Source organism: Curtobacterium sp. MCLR17_045, from assembly GCF_003234405.1.
Classification (GTDB): domain Bacteria; phylum Actinomycetota; class Actinomycetes; order Actinomycetales; family Microbacteriaceae; genus Curtobacterium; species Curtobacterium flaccumfaciens.
Map to the genome: position 1 here is coordinate 20,853 of NZ_QKTB01000031.1, position 13,199 is coordinate 34,051.

Below are 13,199 nucleotides of genomic sequence, written 5' to 3' on the forward strand. Positions count from 1 at the left end.
CACCGGACGTCAAGCCGCCGACACCGTGACCGAGCGGCGTTCCATCAGCCGCCATGATCCGCCGAGCAGCGGCGTGAGCGTCACGACCGTGTACACGACCGCGACGACGGCGAAGGTGGCCTCGACCCCCACACCGTCGGCAGCGAGCCCGGCGAGCAGGCCGCCGACGGGGATGCCCGCCCACGCGCCGGCACCGAGCAGGCCGAACACCCGCGCGCGCATGTGCTCCGGGATCCGCTCGAGCTCGACGGCTCCGAGGATCGGGTTGATCGACCCGGCCGCCAGCCCGGACAGCGCAGCCGAGGCGAGCATCCACGGCAGGCCGAGCCCGAGCGCCGGGACCACCAGGGACGGCCCGCCGGCGAGCACGAAGCACAGGGCGAAGACCAACCGCCGTGGCACGCGGTGCGCCACGTACCCGAAGGCGACGGAGCCGAGGAACGCCGCACCCCCGAAGACACCGGTGACGAGCCCGAGCGCCTGCGCGCCGCCGAGCTGCTGGTCGGCGTAGAGCGGCAGGAGCGTGGTCGAGCGTGCGGCGTCGAGCAGGTTCGTCACGAGCACCAGCGCGACCACGAGCCGGAACAGGGGATCGCGGACGCAGAACCGGAACCCGTCGGCGATGTCGCGCCAGTACCCCTGCGACTCCACGGGCTCGCCGGACGCGACCGGCGCCACCGCACCGCGGACCGTCAGCGCCATGAGCATCGCGGCTGCCCCGAAGGCGATCGCCACGCAGGCGAGACCCGGCATCGGACCGAGGACGGCGACCAGGGTCCCGCCGAGGGGCGCACCGATCAGCACCGACAGCCGTGACGACGCCTCGAAGTGGCCGACGGCACGTTCGAGCGGCACGCCTGCCGCGGTCGCGAGCCCCGGCAGGAGCACCCGTCGGGCGGACTCACCCGGGGTGTCGAACAGCCCGCTGACGAACACGAGCGCGAGGAGCGCCCAGAACGGCAGACCGACGGTCCAGGCGAGCACCGGCATCGCGAGCAGGGTGAGCCCGCTGACGACGTCGGACGCGACACTCGAGCGGACGAAGCCGACCCGCTCCACGATGGCACCGCCGAACGGGCCGCCGAGCACGATCGGCACCGTCGCCATGAACGCGGCGATGCCGACGTCGGTGGCGGAGCCGCCACGCGCGAGGACGGCGAACGGCACGGTGATGGTGGTGATGACGTTCCCGATGCGCGACACCACCTGCACCGCGAGCAGTGCGCGCAGTTGCGCCCGGGGGCTCAGCCGCGAGGCCATCGGTATGCCTGGTTCAGCACGAAGACCTGCTCGGAGCCGTCGCCGGCGTGGTGCTCGGCAGCGACACCAGCCCAGCGGTCCACGACGCCGCGGAGTTCCCCGCCCATGTCCTGGAGCTCGGCTGCCGTCAGGCGGAGCACGCGGTCCGAGCTCGAGGACGCCGACACCCACTCGCGTCCGAACGTCGGCGCGAGGTCGACGAACGCCTCGTAGTTCGCGGCGTACACGCGGGCGACCGCGTGGTCGAGGGTGTTGGTGGCGAGCAACCGCTCCGGGTCGTCGAGCGCATCGGCGAGCTCCCACACGGAGGCGTCGTGCGCGGCTCGCCACCAGCGCTCACGTCGGTCCGTGCCCGCGTCGGGAGCGGGTTCGATGAAGCCCGCGGCGGCGAGTCGGGTGCAGTGGTAGCTGATCGTGCCGGGCGCTTCGTCGATCACCTCGCCGATCGTCGCGGCGGTTTGCGGGCCGTTCGCACGCAACAGGCCGAGGATGCGCAGGCGTGTCGGGTGAGCGAGGGCGCGCATCTGGGCGGGGTCGTCGATCCGTCCTTGGGTCATGGTGCGACCCTATACGCACAAGAAGTCTTGTGGAATTGTTTCGAACAGGCGCAACCGCGGGGCGTCCGTACTCAGCGGTCGAGCAGCATCCTGTTGCGCGCATCGATCTGGTCTGCGGTCGCGGGGAAGTAGCTGCTGACACCGATGTGCTCGGCGTCGTGCTGTACCGCGTCGACGACCGGCCGGAGCGCGCGCTCGTAGTCCGCGAATGCCTGCTCGACGTCGCCGTCCGCGTCCCGAAGAGCGTCGTGGAGTGCAGTGGCGCCGATGATGGCGAGCGAGCCGCCCATCCCGGCGGCCGGGGAAGGGCAGTAACCGGCGTCGCCGACGAGTGCGACGCGGCCGGACGTCCACGTCGGCATCTTGATCTGGCTGAGCTTGTCGAAGTAGAAGGTCTCGGCGCCGATGGCCTCGTCGACGTGGTCCGAGAACGGCGAACCGGCCCGGAGCATGTGCTCGCGGAGGGTGCGCTTCTGTGCCGCTTCGTCGTGGTGGTCGAAGGGGATCTCCTGCTCGGAGCGGAAGCCGAGGACGAGGTCGGTGGTGGTGTCGTACGAGTTGACCAGCATCGTGACGCCCGGTGCGTTGGTGATCTGGGTCGTCTGCGGTTCGATGACGAGGTCGTCGAGGGTGGCGACGGAGAAGTACGTCCGCAGGAAGTGGCTGTACAGCGCTTCCTGCCCGAAGTGCAGTCGACGAACTGTGGAGTGGTTGCCGTCGCAGCCGAACACCATGGAGAAGTCCCGTTCGGTTCCGTCGCGGAAGGTGACGTGCACGCGCTCTTCGTCGGTCTCGTGCAGGGACGTGACCGAGTTGTTCCACAGCATCTCCACTTCGCCCTCGGTCGCGGCGGCGAGGATGTCGAGCAGGTCGTCGCGGTGGATCTCGTAGCCGTCGCCCGTCGATCCGGCCGAGGGAGGCACGGGATCCATCCGCGCGATGCGGTCTCCCTCCGGCGTCGTGAACTGCGTCACCCGCGGCGCGAGCGCCTTCGCCGAGATCTGCTCGAGCAGGCCCATCCGATCCACGATCGCGATGGTGTCGTCGCGGACGTCGACCGGGGTGCCGCCTCGCTTCAACCCGGAAGCGACCTCGACGATCGAGACGTCGTACCCGAGCCGACGCATCCACAGCGCGGTCGTGAGCCCAGCGAAACTCGCTCCTGCGATGAGTACCTGTTCCTGCTTCTGCGTTGTCATCGATCGTCCTCGTTCCTCGGTATCCACCGAACTTGTAGTGACTCTAAGTTCGGCCAACGTACCAGAACTTTGGGTCACTCAACGTTTCGTGTCAGACTCGGGGGATGGTGGAGTCGAGCGAGGGTGTTCCGTCGGGGCTGCGAGAGCGCAAGAAACGGGAGACCCGCGAGCGCCTGGGTGACGTTGCTGCACGGCTGTTCGCTGAGCACGGGTACGACGAGGTGTCGATGTCAGACGTGGCCCGAGCTGCAGGCGTCTCGGATCAGACCGTCTACAACTACTTCCCGACCAAACCCGATCTGGTGTTCGACCGAGCCGACGAGGTGCTCGAGAAGATCCGAGCTGCGGTTGCGGACCGAGGTGCGCAGCAGTCGCCCGCGGAAGCGATGCGCACCATCGTCCTCGAGGATGTCGATCGGTACGTCGCAGAGGATCCGGCCTTGGCGCGAGGGGAGTTCCCAGCGCAGTGCCGGCTCAGCGCGGTGCTCCGGCGCCGGGCGCTGGAGTTCTACGACGAAGTCACGTCCGCGGTGGCAGCAGAACTGGCGGACACGGGTTTCGACTCGATGACCCGGCGTGCTCAGGCTGCCGCGCTCGTGGCCGTCGTGCAGCAGACCACCGAGGCCATCGGCGACGCGGTGCTCGCGGACGCCGACCGGGAATCGACCCGCAAGCGCTTGGTGACCACGGCCGGAGCGGCGCTGGACCACCTGTCCACCTGGTGCACGTCGGCCTGATCCACGTCGAGGGACAGGACAGGACGCGACAGGACAGGACGGGTGCGCGGAGCGCATCCCATGCACCTTGTGGCCCTCTCATGGCGCGGGACGTTCCACCGACTTACCGTCTACTTGTCAGACGATCGTCTGTCGAATAGGCCCTCTGGAAGGAACCTGCTCCATGCGTCACGCTCCTCGCCTCCGCCGCACCAACGCGCTGCTGATCACCGGCGGCGTCCTCACGGCGGCAGCGCTCGCTGTCGGGGCAGCCGGGCCCGTCTCCGCGGCCAATGCCGACGGCGCGGCACCCACCCAGTCCGTGGCCGCCGCCAGCGGTGACAACTACGTGGCCCTCGGCGACTCGTACGCGGGCGGCTTCGGCGTCGCTCCCTACGGCTCGGGTCCGGCGGCCGGCTGCTTCCAGTCCACCACCGACTACCCGCACCAGGTCGCAGCATCCCTGGGACTCCAGCTCGACGACCGTGCCTGCGCCGGTGCCACCACCGGCAACATCTCCCGGGTCGCGCAGAAGACCGGAGCCGGAAGTGCCACCGCGCCCGTCCAGGCCGACGCGCTCTCCAAGGACACGGACGTCGTCACGGTGTCGATCGGCGGGAACGACCTGGGGTTCTCCGGCGTCATCGCGAACTGCGTCGCGCTGGACAAGGCCGGCCCGGTGTTCTCGGAGATCCACGGGAAGACCTACGACCACTGCAAGGACTACTACGCACCGGTCGTGCACGGCGTCACGCGGGATCGTCTCGCATCGCGCATCCGCACCGTCGTGGCACCGCGGCTCGCGTCGACGTTCCGCGTGATCGCGCAACGTGCTCCGCAGGCGAAGGTGTTCGTCGTCGGCTACCCGATGATCGCGCCGGGTGCGGCGCAGGCCCCGAAGGGATGTTTCTCGAGCCTCCTCGGTGACTCCGGTCTCGAGCCGCCGTTCCCGCAGAACGCGTTCCCCTTCACCGCGACCGACACCGCCTACTTCCACCGCACCCAGAACGCGCTCGACGCAGCGGTCAAGGCTGCGGCGAAGGCTCGTGGGTTCACCTACGTCTCGACGCTCCAGGGCTCTGCCGCGCACACCCCCTGTGCCGCGTCGGGTTCCGCGTGGATGGCGGGACTCACCCTGACCGACCGCGGCACCGCTGCGAACAGCACGCCGCTGGCCGGGACGAAGTACAGCATCCTCTTCGGCGCACTCCACCCGAACGCCGCCGGCATCGCGTACCTGCGTGACCAGGCCAAGGCCGCGATCGTCGGATCGCGCTGACGCACCAGTGCCTGCGGGTCGCGTCGTCGACGCGACCGCGAGACGGACGGGAGGCCCGTTGCCAGCTGGCAGCGGGCCTCCCGTCCGTCTCGTGTGGACCACCGGGCGTCAGGTCGCCAGCGCTCGACATGTTGTCGGACCGTGACCCGGCAGGGCGTCTCGTTGAGCCATGCTCGTCCTGTGCAGAAGCCACTGGTCCTCGCCGCCGCCGGACTCGCGCTGGTCGCGCTGGTCGCGCTGCCGCTCCTGTCGGCGTGCAGCGAGCAGCCAGCTGACCCCATCGCGTCCGCCCGCACACTCGCCGATGCGCCCGAGTGGGTCAGCAACCCGAGCGGTACCGACTGCGGTGACGTGGAGCTCGAGGCCGACGGTGCGCTCCCCGCCGAGAGCCTGCGGTGTCTGCGGGACGCGAGCGAAGCGGGCGAGGTGGCCTCGCTCCAGTGGGTCCGGTGGACGACCGAGGGTGATCCGACCCCGTCCTTCGTCCGGATGGGTGGTGCAGGGGCCACGGTGGCGTCGACTGCGGCGTACGACACCTACGGCCAGGGCGGGTGGAGCGAGTACGGGTGCACGGACATCGCGGCGTTGCCGAGATGCTCGGACGTGGGGGAGTAGGGGCGGTTCCGGTTGCGGATGGTCTTCGGAGACTGCTTCTCCTGAGTGAAGGCGTTCGCCGTGGGATGCTGATGCGGTGCTCCTGCTGACCGAAGCCCTGCGAGGCGATTGGCTCGTGAAGCGAGCCGGTCGATGGGCGACCGTCGGCGGTGTCGCTGGCACGGGCTTCGAGGCGTACGCGCGGCTGCTGCACCCGGTGGATGCGCACCGTACTGACCCGAACACGGTCGACGAGTGGGGCAATCCCGTCGATGTTGAGCACACGCGTTGGCGGTGGGCTGAGGTTGCGCGCCGTAACGGCCGGGTGATGCATCCCCTGGTGCAGTGGTTCCGCATCAGCGATGACGAGCACACGAGGGACTGGTCGGATGGGTGGAGTGTCGGTCAGTCCGACGATGGGTGGTTCAACCCGGAGGACCTCGCGGTCCTGACCACGCACCTTCGGGCCGCGACGCGGAACCCGGACGACCTGATCATCGGAGCATGGGAAGGCACCGGCAACCCGCCATGGGCCGAAGGAGGCCGGAACACGCGCGCGCGGGCTCGCATGCAGATGCCGTGGCCCGGTCGAGACATGTCGTTGTTCAGCTCGAGCCTGCGCGAGCTTGCTGACCCATCGTGGGCGCAGCGCTCCGTCCCCGGATGGGGATGCAGTCGCCCCCAGCAGGAAGGGCCCTACACGTCGCTGATCTGGCCCGGGGATCACACCTGGGTCGTCGCTTCCGAGGAAGACTGGGACTCGACGATCGTCGCCGGCTCACGCGCACTCGTCGACAGCATCCTCGCGGACGATCACTTCGAGGCCTTCGAGGTGCACGAAGACGACGACCTGAGCTGGGACGGCGATCTCCTCAACCCCCGCCAACAGCCGACGTCAGAGCTCTGAGGCGACCAGACCCCGGTGGTGACGAGTCACCACACAACACGGTGCTCGGTGTCTTCGCGACTGAGTCCGAAGCGTCGAAGTTCAGCGACGAGGTAGAAGCACGATTCCCGCTGGGAGTCATCTACTCGCGCTTCGGGGCTGTGCCGGCGCGAACTCCGAATCGGCGTTGCTGGTTACCGCAAAATCGGTGAGGAACCGTCGTGTGGGCGGATGGTCCGGCAGTACGGTCCGGGAACAGCCTGACCCGAGGCTGCGAGAAGCCGACCCGAAGGCGACCCGATGGACAACTGCGACGAGCGACGGCCTGGCGCCCTCGCGTTCACGAAGCATCTCGGAGAGCAGTTCGGCGGTGATCTCCGGCGGACGAGAGCAGCTCCGGTCGCGCCACGAATCCACGGCGCGGTGCAGGCGACTGCCGTGCGAGCGCACACCGGCGGCGGCTCGAAGGGCGGACTCCGTCAGGTCGTTGCTGATCCAGTCACGTTGCGGTTCGAGATGGCGAGCACGGGGCTGTCCCTCGCCGGCCTGGGTGTCGCGATCGGATGCGGAGTCGCGCGCACGATCGGCCAGCGGATCCTGCCAGTCGCGAGGATCGTGGATCCCGAGGCGGGCGACGCGGAGCTCGACGAACGCGGCGTGTTCGAGGCACAGCTCGCCGAGGTGCTCACGGAGTCTTGGCCTCTCACCGTGGAACTCGCTGCAGAGGAGCTGGCGGCGGACACCATCATCATGCCCGTCGTCGGTGATCGCGTGCACTACAGCAGGGGTTCCGGGCACCTCATCGGGCTGCAGGGAGTCGTCGTTGAGTCCGAAGACCGACAAGCCCTGCCGCGCGGGCTGCGGTCCGTGCAGCTCGACGGTGAGGCGTGGCCGATCGTCGTCACGGTGGTGTCTCTGGACCGGATCTAGCTGATGCTGCGAACAGGAGCCGGTCCCGGCACGAGCGCCGCGATGCGCTCGTGCCGGGACTGCCGTCAAACCGCCGGGCTGAGGAGACGCCCGGTGAATTCGCGCAGGGCCCGCACGGCCCGCTTCGACAGCGTCGCGTCGGGCATCATGCTCGTCGATCCGTGGAACGCTCCCGGCCACACGTGCAGTTCCGCCTGGACTCCTGCCGCCCACAGCGAGCTGGCGTAGGCGACGGTCTCGTCGCGGAACACCTCGGTGCTGCCGCAGTCGATGTACGCAGGCGGGAGCCCGGCGAGGTCCGTCGCGCGGCCGGGTGCAGCGTAGACGGAGACGTCCTCGCCGCCCCGCCGGTCACCGAGGTAGGCGTCCCAGCCGAACCGTGTCATTTCCCGGTCGGCGACCCCGACACCGTCGAACTGCCGAGCCGACAGTGTCGCGTCGCGGTCGTCGAGCATGGGGCTCACGAGCACCTGGCCGATGACGGAGGGCCCCCGTCGGTCGCGGGCGAGGAGGGCGGTGCCGGCGGCGAGACCGGCACCGGCGCTCTGCCCGACGAGGACGATGCGCTCCGGGTCGATGCCGAGTTCGTCGGCGTGCTCGGCTGCCCAGACGAGACCGGCGTAGCAGTCCTCGACCGGGTACGGGTCCGGGTGTTCCGGAGCCAGGCGGTAGTCCGGGCTGACCAGGACCACGTCGTGCACCAGCAGCCACTCGTCGTAGGAGTCGAGGTTGCCGAGGTGGTGGCCGAACATCATGCCGCCGCCGTGGATCGCGTAGGCCAGGGCAGCCGTGCCGGTGCGGCCGGTGCGTTGGATCACAGCGAGGTCGATCGGGTCACCGCGGTACCCCGGGATCGTGATGCTGCTGCGCTCGAGGCCGCGAGCATGCAGTCCTTCGTCGAGCTGCGCCTCGGTCATGTCCAGCTGTCGCATCTGCGGCAGCATCTGCGCCGTGAGGTGGAAACGGCCGCGCGCATCCATGGCGGTGAGGAAGGGCACGAACTCGGGATCGAACGGCGGGCGGGGGAGGGCGATGGAGTCAGACACGGGAGGTCTCCTCGGTGATGGTGATCGGGTCGGTGTGTGCAGGGGTGGTGTCGGCAGGGTCGGACGGGGCCTCGTCCTCTGGTTCGACGGCGGGCCGGGCTCGGAGCATGCCGACCACGACGAGCAGTGCTGCGACCGCGGCGAGGCCGAGCCCGGCGACGGTGAGGGCCTCCTGGAAGCTCTCGATCCGGGCGGCAGTCCAGGTGGTCGTGGTGATGCTCCCGGCGACGAAGGCGGCGACGATGGTCCCCGCCGCCGCGACGCCGGCACCACCCGCGAGCTCGCTCGAGGTGTCGACGAGCGCCGCTCCGACGGAGGTGCGGTCGGCGGGCAGCCCCGTGAGGACCGACGCGCCGGCGACGACGCCGACGACCCGCATGCCGGCCGCGACGAGCACGAGCGCGACGAGCACCCACGGGTACCCGTACCGGCTCAGGGCGCCGAAGACCGCGAGACCGGAGACGACCGAGACGGCGCTCATCCAGGCGGCGCGGCCCAGGCCGACCCGCTGCACGAACGGCCCGACGAAGCGGCCGCCGACGAGCAGTACGACCACCTGCGGCAGCGTCCCGACGGCGGCGAGGGCCGGCGGCCAGCCCCAGGCGAACTGCAGCTGCAGGGTCACGAGGTACGACAGCCCCGCGACGGCCAGACCCGACGCGGCCTTGAACGCGAGGCCGCTCGAGACGAGTGGCCGGGCGAGCAGGTGCAGGTCGATCAGCGGGTGCCGCGCGGTCCGCTCGCGGGCGACGAACCCCACCGCGCAGGTGACGGCGAGCGCGAGGACGGCCCACCCCCACCAGCCAGCGGCTCCGGACTCGAGCAGGATCGTCGGCGCCACGAGCGCTCCAGCCGTGGTCCCGGTGCCGAGCAGCCCTCCGACCACGTCGACCGGATCGCGACGGAGCCCCGCCGCCTCGTCGCGGGCGACACCGAGCCGGATTCCGACGAGTGCGAGGACCGCGATGGGCACGTCGGCCAGCAGCAGCACCTGCCACGGGGCGACGGCGAGCACGAACCCGCCGACGGTCGGCCCGATGGCCAGTCCCACAAGCCCGGCCGTCGAGATGACGGTGAGCGCCCGCACTCGGAGCCCTTCGTCGTCGAAGAGCCGGAACGCGAGCGCCATCGACCCGGGCGTCGTCATCGCCGCGGCGACGCCCATCGCGACGCGCACGGCGATCAGTTGCTCGGTCGACGTGACCAGCGCCGTGGCGAGGCTCGCCAGGGCCAGCAGGACGAGCCCGGCGAGCATGACCCGGCGGCGTCCGATGTGGTCGGCGACGGCGCCGAAGAGCAGCATCAGCCCTCCGAAGGCGACCGAGTAGGCACCCGAGACCCACTGCAGGCCCGTCGTCGACGAGCCCAGGTCGCGACCGATCGTCGGCAGGGCGACGTTGAGCACGGAGTTGTCGAGCATCTCGAACAGGAACACCGCGGACAGCCCAGCGAGGGCGATCCAGGCGTCGCGCAGACGAGGCGACGAGTCACCGCCGGGCGCGTGCCCGGTGGTGAGAGCGGGACTGGGGGACACGATGGCGCACTCCTTCGAGGGAAGAAGTGGCGACTCGTTCGATGCCGCGTGCTGGTGCGTCGCAGATCGCGGCGCCTTTTACCTCAGTGATCGAGACCATACACGGACTGCCCACTCGAGGAAAGTCCGCGGTCGACGTCCCGGTTGCTGCCGTCGCAGTTCGAGGTGGGAAGTGGCAGGACCTACCCTGGACGGATGCTCTCCCGCCGCGAAGCCGCCGTCCGGCTCGACATCCCCCTCGAGATGGCGACCCGCCACGGCATCCCGTCGCGCCTGAGCGAAGCGGAGCTCGACGCGATCGAGCATGACCCGCCCGCCTGGCTCGTGCAGTCCCGGGCCAACCGCACCGGCACGAAGAAGGTCTGGACGCGCCTGGAGTGCGTGGTCTGCGGCTTCGACGAAGAGGCGCGCCCGAAGAAGTGGTGGCCCGAGTGGGACTACCTGATGTGCGACTACCACGCCCCGTACCAGGCGCCCGAGCCCACCGTCGGCCTGACGCGGCGTGAGGTCGAGGGCATCGGCAGCCGCTTCATCGCGCTCGTCGACGAGAAGCTCTGAGCAGCAGCACGATGCGCCTGCTGAGCGAGGCATCGCGGGGCGACTGGCTCGTCGCGCGTGCCGGGCGTTGGGCGAGCGTCGGTGGTGTCGCGGGCACCGGGTTTGAGGCGTACGCACGCCTGTTGCACCCGGTCGGCGCGCACCGGGCGGACCTCGACACCACGGACGAGTGGGGCGACCACCCGGACGTCGAACACACCCGCTGGCGGTGGGCGGAGGTCGCCCGCCGCAACGACCGCGTGATGCACCCCCTGGTGCAGTGGCAACGCCTGACCGACGACGAGCAGACGACGTCGTGGGCCGACGGCTGGCGCGTGGACCAGTCGGACGACGGGTGGTTCGACCCGCAGGACCTCGCCGTCCTCACCACGCACCTACGGAGCGCGACGTCGACCCCCGGAGACCTGGTCGTCGGAGCGTGGGAGGGGACGGGCGGGCCGCCGTCCGCTGAACGCCGGCACCGGATCCGACGTGCGTGGGGACTGATGGCCTGGCCTGAGCGGGACACCTGGCTCTTCGGCGCGACCCTGGACGAGCTCGCCGATCCGTCGTGGGCACAGCGGGCGGTCCCGGGTTGGGAGAGCTTCGGCAGGCACGACCAGGTGGCGCCGCCCACGACGTTCATCTGGCCGGAGGACCACGCGTGGGTCGTCGCCGCCGAGGAGGACTGGGACTCGACGATCGTCGCCGGATCGCGCACGCTCGTCGACGGCGTGCTCGACGACGACCGGTTCGAGGCGTTCGAGGTCCGCGAGCGTGACGACCTGTCGTGGGACGGAGACCTGCTGAACCCACGCAGGTCTTCCCGGACCGAGGGCTGAGCGGCCCCACCGCGTCGTCCGGAACCCGCCAGCTCGTCCGCGCTCGGACCGATGGGATCGAAGGGTGAACACCACTTCGACCAGAGCCGCGACCTTCCACGGCCTCCACGACCACCGATCCCGGCCACTCGTCCTCGTCAACGTCTGGGACGCCGCGAGCGCCCGACTCGTCGAGGACGCCGGCGCGACCGCGATCGCCACGACCAGTGCGGGCGTCGCCTGGTCCCTCGGGCGACCGGACGGGAACACCCTGACCCGTGCGGAAGCGATGGACGCGGTCGCGCGGATCGCGGCTTCGGTGTCGGTGCCGATCACCGTCGACATCGAGTCCGGGTACGCCGACGACGCGGACGGCGTGGCGCGCACGGTGGACGCGGTGCTCGAAGCGGGCGCCGTCGGGATCAACATCGAGGACGGCAGGTTGCATCCGGATGCGCTCGCCGACCGGATCGGGGCGGCCCGGCGCGCGGCGGAACGAGCCGGGGTGCCCCTGTTCGTCAATGCACGGACCGACGTCCACCTCGCCGGTCTCGTCGATCCCGAACGGCTCCTGGCCGAGACGCTCGAGCGAGCTCGTCGCTACCGCGGAGCCGGCGCTGACGGCGTGTTCGTCCCCGGAGTCCGAGACGTCGAGACCATCCGTGCGCTGGTGGAGTCGATCGACGGCCCGGTGAACGTGATGGCCGGTCCGGGGTCGCCGACCGTGGCGGAACTCGCCCGGCTCGGGGTGGCCCGCATCAGTCTCGGTTCCGCCGTCGCGCAGGCCGCGTACGCCGTCGTTCGGCAGGCCACGGCCGAGCTGCGGACCACCGGCACCTACGACTCGCTGGCGGGCGGCGTGGACTACGCGGACCTGAACGCGCTCTTCTGAGCGGCGCGCGACGCCCTGAACGCGACCACACGGACGGACGGGAGGCCCGGTGCCAGCTGGCACCGGGCCTCCCGTCCGTCCGTGGTGCGGACCTGCGGACGCTACTCGGTCGTCGAGACCCAGTCGATGAGCAGGTTGCCCTGCTCGCCCCAGTTGCCGACCTGGAACATGAAGCGGTGCGGGGTCGTCGGCACGTCGTGCGTGATCGTGCCGAGGACCTTGCCGTCGACGCTGTAGGTCACGGACTCACCGGGGACCCAGTCGACCTTGTAGGTGTGCCAGTCGCGCCACGAGACGCCGGTGCCGAGCTGGACGCGCTCGGCTTCCTTGCCCGGGGTCATCGAGTGGTGGAACACCGAGGGGCTGTCCTCGAAGTTGCCCTCGGGGAAGTCGATCTCGCCGTCGGCCCACACGTTCGACGTCGGCCACAGCATGAAGGCCGCGCCGTTGCCGTCGCCGCCGGTCGCCTTCGCGCGGACCGAGAACGAACCACCGACGTGGTCCCAGGCGCCGGCGGAGGAGCCGAAGGTGCCGGCTGCTCCGGCACCGGTGCCGAGGGCGACGTCCATCACGCCGTCGTGCACCGACACGGTCTTGCTCGGCGCGTAGATACCCGAGGTGCCGTCGGGGTAGGGCTGCCACGACTGCGGGTACAGCGACTGGACGAGGCCGGTGACGGCGTTCGTGGTGAAGTCCTCGACGAACGGGGCGTCCGGTGCGATCGCGGACAGGTCCGCGGGGGAGGCCTCCGCCTCGGGTGCCGCTTCCGGCGCGACCTCGGACTCGGGCTCGGCCTCTGCGTCGGGCGCGGGCTCGGCCACGGGGGCGGAGTCCTCGATCGGCGCGGAGTCCTGCTCGGGCTCCGTGTCCGGGGCCCACTACGTCGTCTGCTCGTCGTCGGTCAGGCGTTGCCACTGCACCAGGGGGTGCATCACGCGGTCGTTGCGG

General features: G+C 70.5%; 14 protein-coding genes. 8 read left to right on the plus strand and 6 right to left on the minus strand.

The features are described from left to right. Nucleotides 1–9 precede the first annotated feature (9 nt). The 3 genes from DEJ05_RS15320 to DEJ05_RS15330 all read right to left on the minus strand — a co-directional run bounded on the left by DEJ05_RS15320 (nucleotide 10) and on the right by DEJ05_RS15330 (nucleotide 3,016). A complete protein-coding gene (locus DEJ05_RS15320) occupies nucleotides 10–1,260 on the minus strand; it encodes an MFS transporter (RefSeq protein WP_111029948.1) in 1,251 nt (416 codons plus the stop codon). Further along, complete coding sequence (locus DEJ05_RS15325; RefSeq protein ID WP_111110927.1) at nucleotides 1,245–1,817, minus strand: transcriptional regulator; 573 nt, start codon at nucleotides 1,815–1,817, stop codon at nucleotides 1,245–1,247. Before DEJ05_RS15325 ends, DEJ05_RS15320 begins: the two co-directional genes overlap by 16 nt. A gap of 71 nt (nucleotides 1,818–1,888) precedes the next feature. Next, entirely contained in the window at nucleotides 1,889–3,016 is a 1,128-nt protein-coding gene (locus DEJ05_RS15330) for an FAD-dependent monooxygenase (protein ID WP_111110929.1), read from the minus strand. A gap of 104 nt (nucleotides 3,017–3,120) precedes the next feature. Here DEJ05_RS15330 and DEJ05_RS15335 point away from each other — a divergent pair, with 104 nt between their 5' ends. From DEJ05_RS15335 to DEJ05_RS15355, 5 genes are all read left to right on the plus strand, one after another. Continuing rightward, the gene (locus DEJ05_RS15335) at nucleotides 3,121–3,753 is read left to right on the plus strand and encodes a TetR/AcrR family transcriptional regulator (protein WP_111032823.1); all 633 of its coding nucleotides are present in this window, start codon (nucleotides 3,121–3,123) and stop codon (nucleotides 3,751–3,753) included. 163 nt (nucleotides 3,754–3,916) lie between these two features. Next, nucleotides 3,917–5,011, plus strand: coding sequence for an SGNH/GDSL hydrolase family protein (locus DEJ05_RS15340; protein WP_111110931.1), 1,095 nt, complete (start codon nucleotides 3,917–3,919; stop codon nucleotides 5,009–5,011). Nucleotides 5,012–5,191: 180 nt separating this feature from the next. Further along, complete coding sequence (locus DEJ05_RS15345; RefSeq protein WP_111110933.1) at nucleotides 5,192–5,626, plus strand: hypothetical protein; 435 nt, start codon at nucleotides 5,192–5,194, stop codon at nucleotides 5,624–5,626. Nucleotides 5,627–5,702: 76 nt separating this feature from the next. Then, entirely contained in the window at nucleotides 5,703–6,512 is an 810-nt protein-coding gene (locus tag DEJ05_RS18175; RefSeq protein WP_181440745.1) for a hypothetical protein, read from the plus strand. Nucleotides 6,513–6,791: 279 nt separating this feature from the next. Next, entirely contained in the window at nucleotides 6,792–7,421 is a 630-nt protein-coding gene (locus DEJ05_RS15355; RefSeq protein ID WP_146245120.1) for a hypothetical protein, read from the plus strand. A 65-nt stretch (nucleotides 7,422–7,486) separates the two neighbouring features. Here the strand turns inward: DEJ05_RS15355 and DEJ05_RS15360 are convergent, their stop codons facing one another. Next, nucleotides 7,487–8,467, minus strand: a complete 981-nt coding sequence (locus DEJ05_RS15360) for an alpha/beta hydrolase (protein WP_111110937.1) — start codon at nucleotides 8,465–8,467, stop codon at nucleotides 7,487–7,489. Further along, nucleotides 8,460–10,001, minus strand: coding sequence for an MFS transporter (locus DEJ05_RS15365; RefSeq protein WP_309146952.1), 1,542 nt, complete (start codon nucleotides 9,999–10,001; stop codon nucleotides 8,460–8,462). Before DEJ05_RS15365 ends, DEJ05_RS15360 begins: the two co-directional genes overlap by 8 nt. Before the next feature lie 195 nt (nucleotides 10,002–10,196). Here DEJ05_RS15365 and DEJ05_RS15370 point away from each other — a divergent pair, with 195 nt between their 5' ends. The 3 genes from DEJ05_RS15370 to DEJ05_RS15380 all read left to right on the plus strand — a co-directional run bounded on the left by DEJ05_RS15370 (nucleotide 10,197) and on the right by DEJ05_RS15380 (nucleotide 12,251). Beyond that, entirely contained in the window at nucleotides 10,197–10,559 is a 363-nt protein-coding gene (locus DEJ05_RS15370; protein ID WP_111110939.1) for a hypothetical protein, read from the plus strand. An 11-nt stretch (nucleotides 10,560–10,570) separates the two neighbouring features. Continuing rightward, the gene (locus DEJ05_RS15375) at nucleotides 10,571–11,380 is read left to right on the plus strand and encodes a hypothetical protein (RefSeq protein WP_111110941.1); all 810 of its coding nucleotides are present in this window, start codon (nucleotides 10,571–10,573) and stop codon (nucleotides 11,378–11,380) included. Between the two features lie 64 nt (nucleotides 11,381–11,444). Continuing rightward, nucleotides 11,445–12,251 (plus strand): isocitrate lyase/phosphoenolpyruvate mutase family protein, encoded by an 807-nt coding sequence (locus DEJ05_RS15380; RefSeq protein ID WP_111029957.1) that lies wholly within the window; start codon nucleotides 11,445–11,447, stop codon nucleotides 12,249–12,251. Between the two features lie 101 nt (nucleotides 12,252–12,352). Here the strand turns inward: DEJ05_RS15380 and DEJ05_RS15385 are convergent, their stop codons facing one another. Next, a complete protein-coding gene (locus DEJ05_RS15385) occupies nucleotides 12,353–13,072 on the minus strand; it encodes a glycoside hydrolase family 16 protein (protein WP_258376170.1) in 720 nt (239 codons plus the stop codon). Nucleotides 13,073–13,199: the final 127 nt, after the last annotated feature.

Bases quoted from the DNA above. Each gene is read 5' to 3' on its own strand.
- DEJ05_RS15335 (WP_111032823.1), top strand. From the start codon at position 3,121: ATGGTGGAGTCGAGCGAGGGTGTTCCGTCGGGGCTGCGAGAGCGCAAG.
- DEJ05_RS15320 (WP_111029948.1), bottom strand. From the start codon at position 1,260: ATGGCCTCGCGGCTGAGCCCCCGGGCGCAACTGCGCGCACTGCTCGCG.
- DEJ05_RS15325 (WP_111110927.1), bottom strand. From the start codon at position 1,817: ATGACCCAAGGACGGATCGACGACCCCGCCCAGATGCGCGCCCTCGCT.
- DEJ05_RS15375 (WP_111110941.1), top strand. From the start codon at position 10,571: ATGCGCCTGCTGAGCGAGGCATCGCGGGGCGACTGGCTCGTCGCGCGT.
- DEJ05_RS15330 (WP_111110929.1), bottom strand. From the start codon at position 3,016: ATGACAACGCAGAAGCAGGAACAGGTACTCATCGCAGGAGCGAGTTTC.
- DEJ05_RS15340 (WP_111110931.1), top strand. From the start codon at position 3,917: ATGCGTCACGCTCCTCGCCTCCGCCGCACCAACGCGCTGCTGATCACC.
- DEJ05_RS15355 (WP_146245120.1), top strand. From the start codon at position 6,792: ATGGACAACTGCGACGAGCGACGGCCTGGCGCCCTCGCGTTCACGAAG.
- DEJ05_RS15370 (WP_111110939.1), top strand. From the start codon at position 10,197: ATGCTCTCCCGCCGCGAAGCCGCCGTCCGGCTCGACATCCCCCTCGAG.